Consider the following 16,511-nt stretch of genomic DNA (forward strand, 5'->3'; position numbering starts at 1 on the left):
TCTACTCAAACGGAACAAAACCTGGGACACTTCAGACCGAAACCAACCGTCTCTACAAGAAAGCGCGCAGCACTTCGTCCATATTATTGATCGCTAATGTCACGCCCATCGCCCGTAGTACGAAAAATTCATCCCAAATCAAGCATCTACATGAGAAACCAATAAACACCTAGAAGCGGACAGTCCACATGGGACAATAGTCGATAACCAACACAGCCTCACCAAGGATGGTGGCGGCAAATCTGCAACTTGGCAGCGAATAGAATCCATATATGCGAACATATATTCGACATCTTTCTTTCGCGCATCGCTGGAGGCGGTACTATCTCCACAGCTCGAAAAGCACTTCCACAGACAGGAGATCACATTGCCCGTAAAGAATGATTTTGGCCAGTATTTCACACCACGCCATATCGCCGACTTAATGGTTGGAATGATTAAATCGGAACGAACCGCTGAGGTCCTGGAACCTAGCAGCGGCGAAGGTGTCTTCCTTGACGCCCTATACGATCAGGGGTTCACTAACGCGCAAGGCTATGAAATCGACGAACGTCTGACTCACAATCCTGCACACAAAGTCACCCACCGCTCCTTCGTTTCCGTTAGTGAAGCAAGTTTATTTGACGTCGTAATCGGCAACCCTCCCTACATTCGATGGAAAAATCTCACACCAGAACTACGTGAGGAGATGCAAGATCATCCACTCTGGGGAACACTCTTCAATTCCCTTTCCGACTACTTAACCGTTTTCATCGCAAACTCGGTTACCCACCTAACTCCTGGCGGGGAACTAATCTTCATTACCCCATCCTTTTGGATGCACACCTCGCATTCCCTGAAGTTACGAGAGTGGATGCTACAACATGGACACATTTCCGACGTCGTCGATTTTGGAGAAAGCAAGGTCTTTGACGGCGTTTCTAGCGCAATTATCATTTTCCGTTTCGTGAAGTCAGCTTCAGAGTCCGACTCATTCAACTACCACCGCTACATCGGCCCTAGAGCCGTACCCACCACGATTAATTTGGGAAATCAGTATTTCGAGACTCATTCGGCACCAACATTCAAGCGGGGTAAACACTGGACCCTTGCGCCAGCTAAGACACAAGAGGAAGCCAATCGCTTAGAACTTGCCGCCACTTTAGGCAGTCAAACACCTCACAGTCTTTTGGATGGGAATCAGCCTGACACTCTGGGTAACTATGTGGAAATTGCGAACGGCATGGTCTCTGGCCTCGACAAAGCTTTTAGACTGTCTCCAGAAGAATATGAGTCACTTCCGCAAGAAGAACTGACCGGCGTCAGCTTCGTCGCGAAGGCCAAGGATCTAGGCCACCTTAAGAACTTAGGGATTACACCATATATCGATGTCCCAGAAGGTATGTCAGAGCGTGACTTTAATAATGCATTCCCCCAGATATCCGCAAAACTTGCATTCTTCAAAGAAGCACTTGATAAGCGTTACTCATACGGCCGCAGCCTCCCCTACTGGGAATGGGCTTTTAAGCGGTCCCAGAAACTGTTCTATACCGATCGCCCAAAAATCTTCACGCCTTGCAAAGAACGCATGACCAACAAAGATACAGCCCGTTTCGCTTATGTCGAAGGGGGTATTTTGGCAACCCAGGATGTAACTGCAATCATTCCGACCCCAAACACAAGAGAGTCAATCGAGTACATTCTTGGATACCTGTCCACCAAACAGGTCTCAGACTGGTTTCGGGTCCGCGGACTTATGAAAGGAGGGATTGCAGAGTTTTCCGAAAAGCCGCTAATGAACATCCCATTTCTCCCCATCGACTGGGATAGCGAAAGCAGCATATCCTTCCACAATCACATTACAAACGCAGTAAAAGAAATCCTATCCAAGAAAAAAGCCTCAGATCCCTGCACTCTACAATGGTTAAGCACTCAGTTCGAAGAGCAGATATCGCACATCAACGCTACCCATCAAGAGCTTTCCTAATCTTGGTTACTTCCATAACCTGTTGATTCGAGCGGTGTTCAAGCGATCGCGCATATGATTCGAGAAACATCCCCAGCCACTCCTTATTACTCCCTTCAAAGTTTTGCTCAACTTCGAGTGGGTAAAACTGAATTTGAAGCGCTGCACTCCAGTTGATGTATATCTCTTTAGGGTCCGTCTTAAAAAGATCAATGGCCCTGCACTCGTTCGCTCGAAGCATTCTCCGCCCGTCAACTTCTTCGGGCATAAATTTGATCCCGAGGTAAAGAATCTCTAGTGGTAGGTCAGAGCCTGTTTCCCAAGCAATCAAACCGATGTCTTTTATCTTTCGTGCAGAAATGATATTCGGTTGTTGAGACTTTTTCATTGCATTTTGGGACTTGACATCAACAAAGGAAACCAATTCGGAATTAAAAAGCTTCTTCTTATCGGAAAAGACGATTGTCTCTGCAGTATCGTTCTGCTTTTCCTCAAATCTGTTAGTGGGACTCCACCTCGATGTGGGGGCCGTTCCACGCTTCGCTAAGTAATTGACCGGCTCTGGCCCAAACTTATACTCTCCAGGACGAAACTTATCTTCTTTAGAGTCAAGTTCAATTGTTAGCGCGTGATTAAGAGCTTCGAAATGCCGGAATGCGCTCCCTGGAAAGCGTTGCTTCAACGCATCGTCAACGAGAGCCTCAAAGGGAAGACCACCCGCATGGCCGGATAGCTGACCACTTGGCCGTGGCACAAGCGCCCCTACGAGTTCCTCACCAATTTCCTCTAATTCTTTGAGCACAGTCACGATTTATAACTCTAGTGAGTCAACGAGCAGCATACTCGTGCTTTGCTCCAATAATTTCAAAGTCTAATGACTGGAACGACTGAAATTCTCGTCTACTTTTGAATATTCAACTCTTCGAGACCTGCGGAGTTCATCAAACCAAACCTTGCTCTGTTTCCGTCGATTCCAAATAATCGCGCCTAGAAAAGAATCACTGCAGAAGAATCCATATGAATGCGGGAGCCAGCGATGAAAGATCTCGAACGTCGATTGTCCGTCCCTCGGGAAGTTGCATGCTACATCTCTTCCTGATCGAAGTGAGAGGAGTCCTCTTCGCTCTGACCGGCAGAGACGTCGCGCGGGACCGGTTTGCCGATCGCGCTCTCAACCAACTGACACAGTGCTTCGCGACGAGTGGCGAAGAACGATTCGAAGTCATCCGAACGCAACGCTTGTGGGTCAACGAGGTGCGGTCGAAGCAGTTCGTCGAGTTCTGCTTCTGCGATCTTCGCAGTCCGCTCGATCTTGCCCACGTAGCTCGACGGTGCGACGCCACCAATAACGCGGTTGGTACGGGCACTGAGCATCGTCTTGTTCACGATGGACTCGCGGTGTTCGTCGTCAATGTTGTTCTTGTTGCACCAAGCCTGCGGGAAGATGTGATGAATGTCGACGTTCATGTCCTTGTACTGGACGGCACCGAACATCTTGTCTTCCATCCAGTCCTTGGAATTATTGGCCATTAGCAGCGCCATCACACCCTTGTACGCTGCAGAGTTACGGGTGCGCATCGAGTGAAGACGGGATTCAACAAAGTTCGCATCGGTGACGGTACGCGGTGCAGGGCTGGTTTCGTCCTTGCACCAAGCGGGGACCATCTCCAGGTCGCGCGCGAAACGGGTTTCGATGGCACTGCCGTACAACTCACCAAACACGCCAGACCAGTACCAGCGGACAAGCTGAGCGCGCACCGAATGAAGATCAGCATCCTGCCCCAGCACCACCTTGATCGCAGCGAGCGGAACCAGTTGCTTCTGATACGGGATGTCTCGCGCGGTGAACACATGCAGGTCAGCGAGGAATCGTGCGGTCCACAAGAAGGCCTCTCGCAACGGATCGCGCCACTCAAGGTAATCCTCGAGGGTCAGGCGAAGTACGTCTTCACGTTTCGCAGTTACTGCAACCTTTCGCTGTTCCGGCGGTGCTGCCTGCTGCTTTTTCAAGCTCGAGAGCATGGTGACGGCCTGGAGAAAGTCGGTGTTCTCCACTTTCTTCAGGACCGGGTACTCGTTCCAAAGCTTTTTGGTTTCCACCCAGTCGTCGTTAAGTCTGAAATCCTCACCGGTCTCGGCGTAATAGGAACCATCACCTGCGAATACAGCAGTCAAAAGCTCGAACACATTGAGTGGAAGCCCACCGATGTTCACCTTCTCAAAGACCGTGGCCACGGCCGCCTTATCGGTTTCTTTGTCAAGCTCAATTGCAGGGATCTGGTATTGCGAAGCCCGCTGAGCATAGGTATCGAGGAACTCAAGAGCGACATCGTTGTCCGGGTGCTTCATCAGCCACCGAGTGCCCGCGCTTGAGTAGAGCAAGTTCAACGGGAAGTAGCCGTTCTCGTACTGCTTTTCAGTGGTGCTCAGGTCCAGCACTACGTCGCGATCGAAGTTCTTCTTCATGATCCCGTCCGCCGGGACCGCAATCACTGCGTCTTCAACCCTATCGGGGTCGGCGAGCGCATCTGCAATATTGATGAAGAACCTTCTATCGAGGAGCTTCCCTCGGGCATCCTTCGTGTGGACAACTCCGTCTCCGGTCAGAGCCTGGGTCAGGGAGGTTAAGCGTTGCTGTCCGTCGAGAAGCAGGTAACCAGGTTCTTTATCCTGCACGTCAGTGCCCTCAACGGGGCGGGGCTTGAAACGAACCTGGTCATTACCGGTTTCCAGCAGCATCACGACTCCCATGGGGTGCCCACGGAGCACAGTGACCAGAATCTGACGAACGCGCTCTTCATCCCACTTGTACTGCCGCTGAAAGTCCGGCAGTTGGATAACGCCAGTTGTGGTGTCCTTGAGGTATTCATCCAACCGGTACATGGGAGTCTGGAAACCCATGGTGTTCCTTTCAGTTCACTGCTGCGTCAAACACCTCCGAGCATAGAGAGCACAAAGACGTCGCCGTGAAACTTTTCGAACAATTGCGCCGACAGACCGGCGACTACTCGGCGAGATGGGTTGCGTCCCTTAGTGTGGTGTAACGCTTGCTGATGGTGGGCCCTTGAAAATAGTGGGCGGCCACCGTCAGTAACCTTTCGACTCAACTTCCACATCTCACCGAAAGGCACATGACGATGACCGCTGCACCGCATTCTATCGACCCGACAACCTATCTGGATGATCTGCTGGCCCAAGCGTCGCCGGATCTGATGCGGCAGATGCTGCAAGGGTTTATCAACCAGATCCTCTCCGCCCAGGCCGACACCGTGTGCGGGGCTGAGTACGGTGTTGCCTCCACCGAGCGGGTCAACCAACGCAACGGGTACCGCCACCGCGACCTCGACACCCGTGTCGGCACAATCGATGTAGCAGTGCCGAAGCTGCGCCACGGCGCGTTCTTCCCCGACTGGCTGCTCGAGCGCCGCTCACGTGCCGAACGCGCACTATCGACCGTGATCGCGACGTGCTACCTCAAAGGGGTCTCCACCCGCCGAATGAACGATCTGGTGGCAACCCTTGGCATTTCCAACATGTCGAAATCCCAAGGCTTACGCATGTCGGAAGAACTCGACGAAATGGTCGCAGATTTCAGAAACCGCCCACTCGACCCCGGTGGGTACGCCTACCTGTCGTGCGACGCGTTGACAATCAAAGTCCGTGAAGGCGGCCGGGTAGTCAAATGCTCCGTACTTTTGGCCACCGGTGTTAACGCTGACGGCTACCGGGAAATGCTCGGTATGCATGTTGCCACCACGGAATCCAACGCGTCGTGGAAGGGCTTCTTCCAGGACTTAAAAGCTCGTGGACTTCGCGGTGTCTTCCTTATCACCAGTGACGCCCATGAGGGCATCCAGCACGCGATATCTGAAGTGCTGCCCGATGCGTCGTGGCGCTGTCGCACCCACTTCGCGAAAAACCTCTACGAAAAAGTCCCCAAGACCCAGTGGCCGATGGTCTTAAGCGATGTTCCAGACAATCTTCCAACAACCCGACGCCCAATCCACCTGGCGACAAGCCCGCGAAGTCGTCGACCTGTTAGAACCAAAGTTCCCGCAGGTTGCGTCCTATCTGGAGGAATCCCTCGATGACGTGTTGGCGTTTACCGCAGCACCGAAACCAGTCTGGAAGAAAGTCTGGTCCAACAACCCCACCGAACGGTTAAACCGGGAGATCCGCCGGCGCACCGATGTTGTGGGCATCTTCCCGAACCGTGAATCCATCATCCGGCTTGTCGGCGCGGTGCTTGCCGAGCAGCACGACGATTGGATCCAGCAAAAACGCTACATGTCACTATCCGCACTCGAGCACACCAAACACCTCATGCACCAAACTGGAGGTGAACATGGCGAACATCACCAGCTAACCGCCTAACAAAACCCCGAACTTCATACCGAGCCGAAAGCACAAACGGCTACACCACTACACGGGACTTGACCCGTATATCCCCGCTGAGTCTCAAGTTCTTCCCCTCTACGAAGTGCAACTTTCCGCTTGTGCGTCAGCGCCTCAAAGAAATCGTTAGTCCACCTGTATTGCTCAGTTTTCGCTAAGTTGATTTGCTCCTGCCGCAGCGGGTGGTACAAGACTTTGGACGAAGGAGGACAGTCGTAGTAGAAAATTCGGTACAGGCTACTTCTCGATTTCGAGATGTGCCTACGCGCGTATTTTGCAACTTCCTCCGCTCGATCCTCCGCATTCTTCTCGCCGAACAATCGTCTAGCACGTCGGCGATAGAATCCCCCATCAATCAGCACTGCAGTCACTATCGGACGCTGGGTAAATACCAGCTGATCTCTAGAAGAGTCATTTCTTGAGTGCTTTGTCATGAGCTGAGCATAACGAAAAACTGCAGTCATCGGCTCTCTCCTGATTCATGGAGGGTCAACGGCTGCAGTGTGGATACGAGAATATCGCAGATGGTTGTTAGATACAACCCTTCGGCGCCCCCTCTACTATCGCTTTCCGGACCTTTGGGCTTAGCACACCCACCGAAAGTTCGTCGATAGGCAAAGGTCCCTAGGGCTTTGTTGCGGTGATGGCGAATTGGAGTGGTAGGCGCTCGGGATTATCGCGGAGGATGAAACCGCGGGAGTCCTCGACCATCAGCTCCGGCCACGGGCACCACGCGGAGTACGGAGTTTCCTCAAGAGCGGTGACGGTCAGCCTCGCGTCGATGAGCGCAGTAACAATTTCGCCGAGAGAGTGGTTCCACTGATGGTTGCGTGGGCTAGCAAGTTTCGGCGCTCCTGGAGTGGTGACGTAGCTTTTCTCGTCCTCCCAGGTGAGCGGATCAGGCATTTCAAAATACGGCTGCTCAATGCGCAGACCTTGGGAAACGTCCTCTCCGATTGTCATGAACATGGGGTGGTCGTCGCGGATGAAAAACATGCCGCCGGGAGCGAGCAGCTTTGCGACGACCTCCGCCCATCGACGCACCTGCGGAAGCCAGCACAGCACACCTGCGGAGGTGTAGACGAGATCGAATTCGCCGTCGACCGCTTCTCGAGCGTCATAGACGTTGCTCTGGATAAACTCCACGTCCGCGTCGGCTTGGGCGGCGAATTCGCGGGCGTATTTGAGTGACTCCGCAGAGAGATCCACGCCGATGACTCGGAAGGCTCCGCGGCGGGCAAATCCGATGGTGTCGGTGCCCACGTGGCATTGCAGGTGACACACGGACTTCCCGGTGAGGTCGCCGAAGCGGTCAATGTCCACCGCGAGGACATCGCTAATAGCTGCCTTGTCCGCGATCAACGCATCTTTACCGCCGTAGTTGCTGAACATGTGGGCGTGGGCCCGTGAATCCCAGTTGGCTTGGTTATCCGCGAACCAGGAAGCGGTCTCGGACCGCGGTGAGTTAGTCTCCGCGTGCATCGTTACTCCCTCCTACGTCTCATTCCGTTGCCTAAGTTACGCAACTTTAGTTATATTGAAATCAATCGAGACCCCCTCCGAGCTTCCCGTAAGATCAGCGTCATATGAGAGGGGGCTTTTACCTCGCGGTTACGGCGGCTTCGCCCTCATACCGGAACGGCATCGCACGTCCTGAGCATTCTTGAGCTTGTGGCTTCGCCCCGAGAACTCACAAAGCACAACCGTGTAATTCGTGCCACAATGCGGCGGTGTGAGGATCGAGAAGCAACGCTCCCGAAAACCGTCCAGCAATCCGAAGTACGCAACCTCCCCCTCCACCACCCACTACCGCGGCACGTCGCCGGCGCGCATGCGGGCGTCGAGGTTCCGCAATAAGCAGCGAATCCCGATGATCCCGGCGTGCTAGGAAGCTACAGGAGTTCGTCGATAAGCGAGCGCACGCGATTGTCAATGTCGTCGCGCACAAGACGCATGCGCTGCATGCCTTCGATGCCGCGGAGTGAGGGTTCGTCGGTACGCCAGCGCTCCAGCGTGCCGCGCGCGTCGTCCGGCATGTCCACCTGCGCGTCTTCGCCAAGCACCACGACGCGATCAACGCTGCGCAGCAGTTCCGGGTCGATGGGTTTGGGCGTGCCGTGCGACATGTCGGCGCCGGCCTCTGCGATCGCCTCGACCGATTCCTGATTCAGCGATGTACCGGGTTTGGTACCAGCGGAGTGGATGCCGAGCTGGCTACCCGCGTGCTTCTCGGCGAGCGCCGCCGCCATCTGGGACTTTCCGCCGTTGCCGACGCACACAAACAGGACTGAGGGCTTCACAACGCCTCCTTAGGACAATTTGGGCAAGGTGGGATCGCCCGGGAACAGTTTCGGGCCGATCCCGCGCATGAGGTAGACGAGGCCAACGAGAATGGGGATCTCGATAAGCGGCCCGATCGTGCCCGCCAACGCCTGGGCGGACGTGGCGCCGAACGTGCCGATCGCAACGGCGATGGCCAACTCGAAGTTGTTGCCCGCCGCGGTAAAGGACACGGACGCGGACTGGGCGTAGCCCATCCCGGATGCCTTGGACACCACGAGTGCGATAGCGAACATGCCGACGAAGTAGCACAGCAGCGGGATCGCCACCCGCGCCACCGTCCACGGCTGGGAGAGGATCTGGTCGCCTTGCAACGAGAAGAGCAGGACGATTGTGTACAGCAGACCAATCAGCGCGAGCGGGGAGATCCGGGGCAGGAAAGTGTTTTCGTACCAGTCGCGGCCCTTGGTGCGCTCACCGATGATGCGAGACAGCAGCCCGGCGAGCAGCGGGATGCCCAAAAAGACCAGCACGGAGGACACGATTGCCCAGAAGGAGAACTCCACCGAGGTGGTCTCCAAACGCAGCCAGCTGGGCAGGATTTGCAGGTAGAACCAGCCGAGTACCCCGAACATGAGAACCTGGAACACCGAGTTAATGGCCACGAGCACTGCGGTGGCTTCACGGTCGGCGCATGACAGGTCCGACCACACCAGCACCATGGCGATGCAGCGCGCCAAGCCGACGATGATGAGGCCGGTGCGCAGCTCGGGCTCATCCGGCAGGAAGATCCAGGCGAGTGCGAACATGAACGCGGGGCCGACGATCCAGTTCAAGATGATGGAGACGGTCATTAACCGTTTGTCGGTGGCAATCTCGCGGGTCTTGTCGTAGCGCACTTTGGCCAAAGGCGGATACATCATGACCAGCAGGCCGAGCGCGATCGGAAGCGAGATGCTTCCGACTTCGAGACTCTCAAGTGCGCCCGAAAGTCCCGGCACTGCCCGTCCAAGGGCGAGGCCCGCCGCCATGGCGAGCATGATCCACACTGGTAGGAAGCGGTCAAGAAACGACATACGCTCTACTGGCTGAGAGGTTGCGTCTTCCATCTGGAATCCTTATCTATTGACAGCATTCAAAACGAACACTAAGTCTCATATTTATCACTGTCAATATGACGAGGTAGGAAGTATGAACGATTACGTCGCCACTACAGAAAACACTGACCTCGACTGCTGCTCACTGGGTTCCGGCTTGCTCTCCGAAGACGACGCGACGCGTTACGCGGACCTATTCAAAGTTTTAGCGGACCCCGGCCGGCTACAACTTCTCTCCAGAATCGCCGAAGATGGCTGCGAGCCGATGAGCGTGGGCGAACTCACGCAACGCTCCGAGCTAAGCCAACCGACAGTTTCCCACCACCTCAAAATGCTTACCGAGGCCGGCCTCCTAGAAAAGAGTCGCCAGGGCAGGACGGTCATACACCGGCTGCGCCCGGAGCTCTTCGAGGAACTTCGCACTGTGCTGCAGATGGACTGAGACTAACGGCGCAGGGCTTCAATGTTTGTCATTCATTACCGAGGTCAAACGCGTCGACTCGTGAAAGGCTTCGTGGATCCATCCGGGTGGTGATGGCGATGCGGTTCCACGCGTTGATTGCGACAATCGCCATCAATACGTTTCGTGCTTCCTTTTGGCCGAGCTGCTCCTCGACGCGTTCCCAGAGTTCATCCGGAACGGAGCTCTCGCCGTTGATTCTCGTCACTGCATCGGTCAGTTCGAGAACGGCTCGTTCTTTTTCGGTGAACTGCTCGCGATTGTCGGTCCAGTTCTCCGCCTGCGAGACGCGCTCCTTGGACCAGCCATCTTTCCTTGCGTCCCGTCGGTGCATTGCCAGGCAGTAAACACATTGGTTCAACGCAGATGCACGAAGTTGGACGAGGTGTGACGCGTCCTTTTCAACCCGTGCGCGCACATAGGTTTCCAGGCCTAGCATCGGAGCGTAAGCAACCTTGGGGATCGGCTTGCGGGGTGTGTGCGACATGCCACGACGGTACACATCAACTCCCCTTACTGTTGCGACCGGTTATTTGGTAGCAGTGTCGTGACTATCCGGTAGCGCTTCAGTGAGTATCCGGTAGCGGCTCAAATTGCATTCGGTGATGGTTCCCGTATCCGCTTCATTCGGGTGCGGCTCGTTCCGGATGAAGTCCGCTTTTGAAATTGGAGCTATGCCGCGGAAGCCTCTACTGTCGGCGCGACTCTTCGGCACTAAATTGAACCCAGCCCGGTTGCAGTTCACCTCGCTTCAGGAGCGGCCCAAGCCCATCCTTGATGCACGACGCTTCGGGGGAGTTGGTACCGCGGTTCCGCGTAGTTGGTACCGGTGCTCCGCGTACTTGGTACTGCAGGGCGCTTTCATAGTTCATGCTTCAAGTACCGTGTTTCGGTGAAGCTGTGACAGCGCGACCTGTCATAAGAAGGAGACGCCTGGAGCCTGCTCGCGAACTGCACCGCTGTCTCGATTCCAGGCCGACAACAGTGGTCGTGGGACTTTCTGGGGAGCCCGGGCCCCGAGCGTTCTCAGCACCGAAGACTCGCTGGACCGTTGTGGGCAGTTGCGAATAACGCTGACGGAGAGCCGGCTGCAACATAGCGGACACCGAAGCCGCATAGAAGTCTTCACCATGCGCAAGGACACCCCCAGTGGCCTGCTCGAACGAGTAATGCCTGCAGCCGGGGTCATACAGTCGGCCCGGCTCGGCTGTCCAGGTACCAACTACTCGGAACGCGGCAGTACCGAGCCCTCGGAGCGCCGGCATCAAACCCGCCCCTGTCAACGCGGCCATCCCTGGATCCTTGACAGACCCGCCGCCCGTGCCGAGCCTAGGCGAGCCTCCGCTACCGGATACTCACTCAGGCGCTACCAGATACTCACCACACCGCTACCATTTCAGTCTTCTAAACACCCCCCTTACACCGCAGCAGAAACAGACCACCTACAGCTGTGAGAACCGCTCCAGGTCGTCGGGCGCACCGGCAAGCACGACCAGGTCGGAAGCGGTCAGTTCCATGCCTGGTGCGAATGGGTGCCACTGGCCTGAGCCGTTGCGCACTGACACCACTTGCACGCGGTGTTTGTCCCAGAGACGCGAGGCGTCGCAGGGGCCGTCGAGTAGCGGGCGTGGCGGGACCATCTTGATCACGCCGTAATTCTCGGCAAGTTCGGCGAAGTCCTGGAAGCGTCCGCCGAGCAGGTGGGCGACGCGGCGGCCGGTGTCGTGCTCTGGGCGGACGACGTGGGCGACGCCGAGGCGTTGCAGGATGCGGGCGTGGGATTCGGAGTCGGCTTTGGCCCAGATGTCAGGTACGCCGAGATCGACAAGGTTCGAGGCGGTGAGGATAGATGCCTCGAGCGCGGAGCCGATGCCGATGACGGCACGTTCCACTTCTTGGACACCGAGTTGGCGCAGGGCTTCGAGGTCGGTGGTGTCGGCCACGATGGCGTCGGTAAGCAATGGCGCATGATCGCGCACGAGTCGCTCATCAACGTCGATGCCGAGGACCTCTACGCCGTGGCGGGTCAGTTCGTGGGCAAGCGCGCCACCGAAGCGGCCGAGGCCGATGACCACAACCGGTGGGATGTCGATGCGTTGTTTGCTCCGCAACAGGGAGCCGGGGAAGTTAGCCAATGAAAGGCCTTTCTACTGGGTAGTCGTACCTGCGCACGACGTTACGGGCGGCAAGCGCCGCCACGAGAGTGAACGGGCCAATGCGCCCGAGGTACATCAAAAGACACAGCACGAGTTGGGAGGGCACGCTTAGCGACGAGGTAATGCCCGTGGATAGGCCTGTCGTGGCAAAGGCTGACATGACCTCGAAGCTGATTTGGTCCGCGGTGAACTGGGGGTCGAACACCCGGAGCGCGGCCACGCCGAGGGTGACCGCAGTAACGCCTGCGGCGGCGACCGTCATGGCCTGGCGGACCACCGACTTTGGGACGGTGCGTTTGCCCACGGTGGTCTGGTCACGCCCGCCAAACTCAGCTGCCATGGCGGCAATCAGCACGATCGCGGTGGTGATCTTGATGCCACCCGCGGTACCTGCGGAGCCGCCGCCGATAAACATGTAGATGTCGGTGACCATGAGCGTGATCGGGTGGGCGTCGGCGTAGTCGATGGAATTGAACCCGGCGGTACGCGGGGTGACGCCGCTGAAGAACGCGTTGAGGAGCTTCGTGCCCGTGGACATGTCTGCAAGGAATCCTCGCCACTCCAGCACGGCGATGAGCGCCATGGCGGAGAGCACCAGAAACGTTGTGCCAGCAAGGGTAATGCGGGTGGTTACTGAAAGTCTCCGGGCGCTGACTGGTGTGCCGCGCAGCAGGCCGCGGAAGCGCTCCCGGCTGCGGCCAACCAACTCGGAAAGCACCGGGTAGCCGAGCCCGCCGATCATCAGCGCGCCTGCCAGCGGCAGGAGGATCCAGCCGTCCGAGTTGTACGAGATCAGGCTGTCCGAGCGCAGCCCAAACCCGGCGTTGTTAAACGCGGAAATTGCGTGGAAGATCCCCTCGCCCGCCGCGCTGAGGACCGGCATGTCGTATTCGACCATGAAGCGGAAGAACAGGATCACTGCAACAAACAGTTCGAAGGCGAAGGTGAGCAATAGCGTAGCGACGAGCGTGGCACGCACCCCGCCTTCCAAAATCGGACGCCCTTCAGCAGCCGTAGAGTAGCGCGACCGCAACTTCACTCGGCCAGTCAGCAGCATGCCGGTCAGCGAGGCAATACTCATGATGCCCAGGCCGCCGACCTGGATCAGCGTGATAACGATGACGCGGCCCGCGATACTCCAGTGGCTGCCGGTATCCACCGTGACCAGGCCCGTCAGCGATGTGGCGGACGTGGCGGTAAACAAGGCATCCATGAACGGCGTTGCTGTGCCGTCGGCTGAGGCGAACGGCATGCACAACAACGCAGTGCCGAACGCGATCAGTACGAGAAAACCCAGCGCAGTCAGCTGCGCCGGACGGAACCACCGTGGGGTGGATGGTGTGCTCACGCGTAAAAGCGTAGTCCTCCACCGCCGTGTACACCCACTACACAGCAGCGAGGAGCAGGTTCACGTCCTTCTCGGTGTAGGTTGCGGCGATTTGGGTGTCGTTGCCGCCGGCGAGGTTGTCGCGGGACAGGCGCACGCGTTGGGAGCCGGGCACGAGCGGGAACGAGGCGGGGCGGTCCGCCACCTGGCGGACGGGGAATCCGGCGCGAAGCGCACAGTGGTTGAGCCAGACGTCGTCGGCGCGCGGGGAGACGTCGAGAAACGCTGTGCCGCGGGAGGCGACGAACTCCACCATGTTCGGTGGGTACAGCACGCCGTCCACGCCGGTGGCGAAGTTCAGGTGAGATGGCTCGGTGGTGCGGACGGGGCGCCACTTTTTGTAGGGGGCGATGGTGTCGCAATCAAGCGTGATGCGGTGGGCGCGAAACGCGGTGACGTTCGACGGGTCGGCTGCGTTGGTGAGGGTGGTGGCGAAGTTGCGGGGGTAGAGGACGTCGTCGTCAACCGTGATCACGCTATGGCCGGGCAGTTCCTGGAAGGTACCGAAGTACTTCGTGTGGGGTCCGAGGCCGCCGGGGGACTTATGGACGTGCAGGCCACGGTCCACGAGCCCGCGCAAGGTGGCGGGCCACGGTGCATGAAAGTCCACCGGGTCGAGCCACAAATGCACCGGCAGGCGTTTCGTGCCCACAAGAAGCGAGGCGATCGCGGACGCCGCCGACTTCACCCTCGAGCCGTGTGTGGTCAGGGAGATGACGGTATCCCCGCTGGTAGGGAAGGCAATATCGGCGTGTTGCGCGGCGTGGTTCAGGATTGGCAGCCGCACAAACGCGCTCGTCGCCACGAGCCCCTGGCGCACGGCATAGTCAATCCACATGGCGAACTACCCTAGCCCACCGCAGCGCAAGGGTGCATGATGGAGTGCATGACTGATTCCGCCACATTGCACCACTGGTGGGAGGCCGCACGCCCCCACACCTGGCCAAACGCCTTCGCCCCCGTCATCGCCGGCACCGGCGCCGCCGCCCTCTACGGGCTCGCGGACCTGGAGTACGCAATCTTGGCGTTCATCGTGGCGTGGGCGCTGATCATCGGCGTGAACTTTGCCAACGACTACTCCGACGGCATCCGCGGCACGGACGAGGACCGCACCGGCCCGACCCGCCTGACCGCGGCCGGGCTTGCGGAGCCGGAGCATGTGAAGCTCGCCGCGTTTGCGTCGTTCGCGGTGGCTGCCGTGTTTGGCATCATCCTCTCCATCGCCTCGGGCGCGTGGTGGCTCATCCTGGTTGGCGCGCTGTGCATCGCCGCGGCCTGGTTCTACACCGGCGGCAAAAGCCCCTACGGCTACTCCGGCTTAGGTGAAGTGTCCGTGTTTATCTTCTTCGGACTGGTCGCCGTGATTGGTACGGCGTTTACGCAGACCGGGTTCGTGTCATGGGAGGCCCTCCTGTGCGCCGTCGCGGTGGGTGCGATCTCCGCGTCGGTGAACCTGGCCAACAACATCCGCGACATCCCCACCGATGCCGAGGCCGGGAAGCGCACGCTTGCAGTGCGGCTTGGCGACGACTCCTCGCGCCGCCTCTTCACCTTCCTGACCCTGGTCCCGTTCGTGATGTCGATCGTGCTGGCCATCTCTGCAAAGCCTGCGCTTGCGGCGTTTATTGCCCTGCCATTTGCGGTAGCGGCAATTATGAAGGTGCGCAGCGGCGCTGAAGGCAAGGACCTCATCCCGGTGCTGGGCATGAACGGCAAGGCGATGCTGATCTGGTCGGTGGTCACTGCCCTGGCCATGGCGTCGGTGGGCTCAGCGATTTTCGGCGGCACGGGCGAGCCCGTGCCGTACACCTCCGACATGCCGAACGAGAGCGATTTCGGGTGGAGTGAGTACGTCCCGAAGGAGACGTTCTAAGGTAACGGCATGCTTGACGTCCTTACCGGTTTTGCCATCATCTTCACTGTCATCGCAGCGGGGTGGTGGCTTGCTCACAAAGGCGTCATTGGACCGGGCGAGCAACGTCTACAGCTCAACCGCATCGCGTTCTACGTGGCCACCCCGGCGCTGATCTTCTCCTCAGTGGCGGTCTCGGACACGGACGCGTTTTTCTCCCCGGTCATTTTGGTCATCGCGATTGCCACGGTGGCCACGATGATCATCTACTGGATCATCAGCGCCGTGTGGTTCAAGCAGGACACGGCGGAGACGATGGCGGGTGCGGCGTCGTCGAGTTACTACAACTCGGTCAACATCGGCCTGCCCATTGCCACGTATGTGCTGGGCGATCCGACGTACGTCATCCCGGCGCTGGTGCTGCAGATGGCGGTGCTCTCCCCCATCGTTATCGCAGGTCTGGACCGCGGCGCGTCGGGCGTGCTCAAGTCGGTCCTTGCTGGTCTGACCGCCCCGGTTGTTGTTGCGGCTTTCGCCGGTTTTGCCGTGTCCGCGTCCTCGTGGACCGTGCCCGAACCAGTGCTGGCCCCCTTGGAAATCCTCGGCGGCGCCTCCATCCCGCTGATCCTCATGAGTTTCGGCGCGTCGCTCACGGGCGAGAAGGTCCTCCAGAGCCACCGCTTACCGACGATCACCGCTACCGCCCTCAAACTCATCGGCATGCCGGCGGTGGCGTGGGTCGTCGCTACGCAAATGGGCTTGACCGGCAGCGACATGTACGCCGCCCTGATCCTGTGTGCGCTGCCGACCGCCCAGAACGTGTACAACTACGCGGCCACGTACCGCTCCGGCGAAGTGATCTGCCGCGACACCGTCTTCCTCACCACATTCCTGGCACTACCAGCCATGTTGATCATCGCCGGGGTCTTTTGACCTTGA

The 16,511-nt window shown here is 57.9% G+C and carries 14 protein-coding genes and 1 pseudogene; 6 read left to right on the forward strand and 9 right to left on the reverse strand.

Features of this window, described 5'->3' with window-relative positions; translation table 11 throughout:
• Positions 1-367: 367 nt before the first annotated feature.
• Positions 368-1,966 carry an Eco57I restriction-modification methylase domain-containing protein gene (locus HMPREF2734_RS04905; protein ID WP_083308088.1) on the forward strand — a complete coding sequence of 533 codons (1,599 nt, stop codon included), beginning with the start codon at positions 368-370 and terminating at the stop codon, positions 1,964-1,966.
• Here the strand turns inward: HMPREF2734_RS04905 and HMPREF2734_RS04910 are convergent.
• Both HMPREF2734_RS04910 and HMPREF2734_RS04915 read right to left on the reverse strand, forming a co-directional pair.
• Positions 1,944-2,753 carry a HincII family type II restriction endonuclease gene (locus HMPREF2734_RS04910; protein ID WP_070569705.1) on the reverse strand — a complete coding sequence of 270 codons (810 nt, stop codon included), beginning with the start codon at positions 2,751-2,753 and terminating at the stop codon, positions 1,944-1,946. The two genes, HMPREF2734_RS04905 and HMPREF2734_RS04910, sit on opposite strands and share 23 nt — an antisense overlap.
• Positions 2,754-3,028: 275 nt before the next feature.
• Positions 3,029-4,846: a GmrSD restriction endonuclease domain-containing protein gene (locus HMPREF2734_RS04915; RefSeq protein ID WP_070569707.1), complete on the reverse strand. Its 1,818-nt coding sequence runs from the start codon at positions 4,844-4,846 to the stop codon at positions 3,029-3,031.
• Positions 4,847-5,082: 236 nt separating this feature from the next.
• On the opposite strand from HMPREF2734_RS04915, the pseudogene HMPREF2734_RS04920 reads away from it, so the two are divergent.
• Positions 5,083-6,319, forward strand: a pseudogene (locus HMPREF2734_RS04920) (IS256 family transposase).
• A 645-nt stretch (positions 6,320-6,964) separates the two neighbouring features.
• Here the strand turns inward: HMPREF2734_RS04920 and HMPREF2734_RS04925 are convergent.
• Positions 6,965-7,822 carry a class I SAM-dependent methyltransferase gene (locus HMPREF2734_RS04925; RefSeq protein ID WP_070569709.1) on the reverse strand — a complete coding sequence of 286 codons (858 nt, stop codon included), beginning with the start codon at positions 7,820-7,822 and terminating at the stop codon, positions 6,965-6,967.
• Between the two features lie 250 nt (positions 7,823-8,072).
• Between HMPREF2734_RS04925 and HMPREF2734_RS12015 the strand changes: the two genes are divergently transcribed.
• On the forward strand, positions 8,073-8,228 hold the full coding sequence (locus tag HMPREF2734_RS12015; protein ID WP_168163602.1) for a hypothetical protein: 156 nt from the start codon (positions 8,073-8,075) through the stop codon (positions 8,226-8,228).
• A 4-nt stretch (positions 8,229-8,232) separates the two neighbouring features.
• Here HMPREF2734_RS12015 and HMPREF2734_RS04930 read toward each other — a convergent pair whose 3' ends face one another.
• Positions 8,233-8,640, reverse strand: coding sequence for an arsenate-mycothiol transferase ArsC (locus HMPREF2734_RS04930; RefSeq protein ID WP_256375544.1), 408 nt, complete (start codon positions 8,638-8,640; stop codon positions 8,233-8,235).
• A gap of 9 nt (positions 8,641-8,649) precedes the next feature.
• Positions 8,650-9,729, reverse strand: coding sequence for an ACR3 family arsenite efflux transporter (gene arsB / locus HMPREF2734_RS04935; protein ID WP_070569711.1), 1,080 nt, complete (start codon positions 9,727-9,729; stop codon positions 8,650-8,652).
• A gap of 82 nt (positions 9,730-9,811) precedes the next feature.
• On the opposite strand from arsB, the gene HMPREF2734_RS04940 reads away from it, so the two are divergent.
• The gene (locus HMPREF2734_RS04940) at positions 9,812-10,159 is read left to right on the forward strand and encodes an ArsR/SmtB family transcription factor (protein ID WP_070569713.1); all 348 of its coding nucleotides are present in this window, start codon (positions 9,812-9,814) and stop codon (positions 10,157-10,159) included.
• Between the two features lie 28 nt (positions 10,160-10,187).
• Here HMPREF2734_RS04940 and HMPREF2734_RS04945 read toward each other — a convergent pair whose 3' ends face one another.
• From HMPREF2734_RS04945 to HMPREF2734_RS04960, 4 genes are all read right to left on the reverse strand, one after another.
• Positions 10,188-10,679, reverse strand: a complete 492-nt coding sequence (locus tag HMPREF2734_RS04945) for a carboxymuconolactone decarboxylase family protein (RefSeq protein ID WP_246816783.1) — start codon at positions 10,677-10,679, stop codon at positions 10,188-10,190.
• Positions 10,680-11,619: 940 nt separating this feature from the next.
• Positions 11,620-12,312, reverse strand: a complete 693-nt coding sequence (locus HMPREF2734_RS04950; RefSeq protein ID WP_070449613.1) for a potassium channel family protein — start codon at positions 12,310-12,312, stop codon at positions 11,620-11,622.
• Complete coding sequence (locus tag HMPREF2734_RS04955) at positions 12,305-13,681, reverse strand: TrkH family potassium uptake protein (RefSeq protein ID WP_070421730.1); 1,377 nt, start codon at positions 13,679-13,681, stop codon at positions 12,305-12,307. The genes HMPREF2734_RS04950 and HMPREF2734_RS04955 overlap by 8 nt, the downstream gene beginning before the upstream one ends.
• 37 nt (positions 13,682-13,718) lie before the next feature.
• Positions 13,719-14,558: a glycosyltransferase gene (locus HMPREF2734_RS04960; protein ID WP_070421729.1), complete on the reverse strand. Its 840-nt coding sequence runs from the start codon at positions 14,556-14,558 to the stop codon at positions 13,719-13,721.
• Positions 14,559-14,606: 48 nt separating this feature from the next.
• On the opposite strand from HMPREF2734_RS04960, the gene HMPREF2734_RS04965 reads away from it, so the two are divergent.
• Together HMPREF2734_RS04965 and HMPREF2734_RS04970 are read left to right on the forward strand one after the other, a co-directional pair.
• Complete coding sequence (locus tag HMPREF2734_RS04965; RefSeq protein ID WP_141750429.1) at positions 14,607-15,593, forward strand: 1,4-dihydroxy-2-naphthoate polyprenyltransferase; 987 nt, start codon at positions 14,607-14,609, stop codon at positions 15,591-15,593.
• A gap of 9 nt (positions 15,594-15,602) precedes the next feature.
• Entirely contained in the window at positions 15,603-16,505 is a 903-nt protein-coding gene (locus HMPREF2734_RS04970; RefSeq protein WP_070569717.1) for an AEC family transporter, read from the forward strand.
• Positions 16,506-16,511 lie beyond the last annotated feature (6 nt).

It is taken from the genome of Corynebacterium sp. HMSC055D05, assembly GCF_001810365.1.
Lineage (GTDB): Bacteria > Actinomycetota > Actinomycetes > Mycobacteriales > Mycobacteriaceae > Corynebacterium > Corynebacterium coyleae.

Bases quoted from the DNA above. Each gene is read 5' to 3' on its own strand.
- HMPREF2734_RS04960 (WP_070421729.1), bottom strand. From the start codon at position 14,558: ATGTGGATTGACTATGCCGTGCGCCAGGGGCTCGTGGCGACGAGCGCG.
- HMPREF2734_RS04970 (WP_070569717.1), top strand. From the start codon at position 15,603: ATGCTTGACGTCCTTACCGGTTTTGCCATCATCTTCACTGTCATCGCA.
- arsB (WP_070569711.1), bottom strand. From the start codon at position 9,729: ATGGAAGACGCAACCTCTCAGCCAGTAGAGCGTATGTCGTTTCTTGAC.
- HMPREF2734_RS04925 (WP_070569709.1), bottom strand. From the start codon at position 7,822: ATGCACGCGGAGACTAACTCACCGCGGTCCGAGACCGCTTCCTGGTTC.
- HMPREF2734_RS04915 (WP_070569707.1), bottom strand. From the start codon at position 4,846: ATGGGTTTCCAGACTCCCATGTACCGGTTGGATGAATACCTCAAGGAC.
- HMPREF2734_RS04940 (WP_070569713.1), top strand. From the start codon at position 9,812: ATGAACGATTACGTCGCCACTACAGAAAACACTGACCTCGACTGCTGC.
- HMPREF2734_RS04965 (WP_141750429.1), top strand. From the start codon at position 14,607: ATGACTGATTCCGCCACATTGCACCACTGGTGGGAGGCCGCACGCCCC.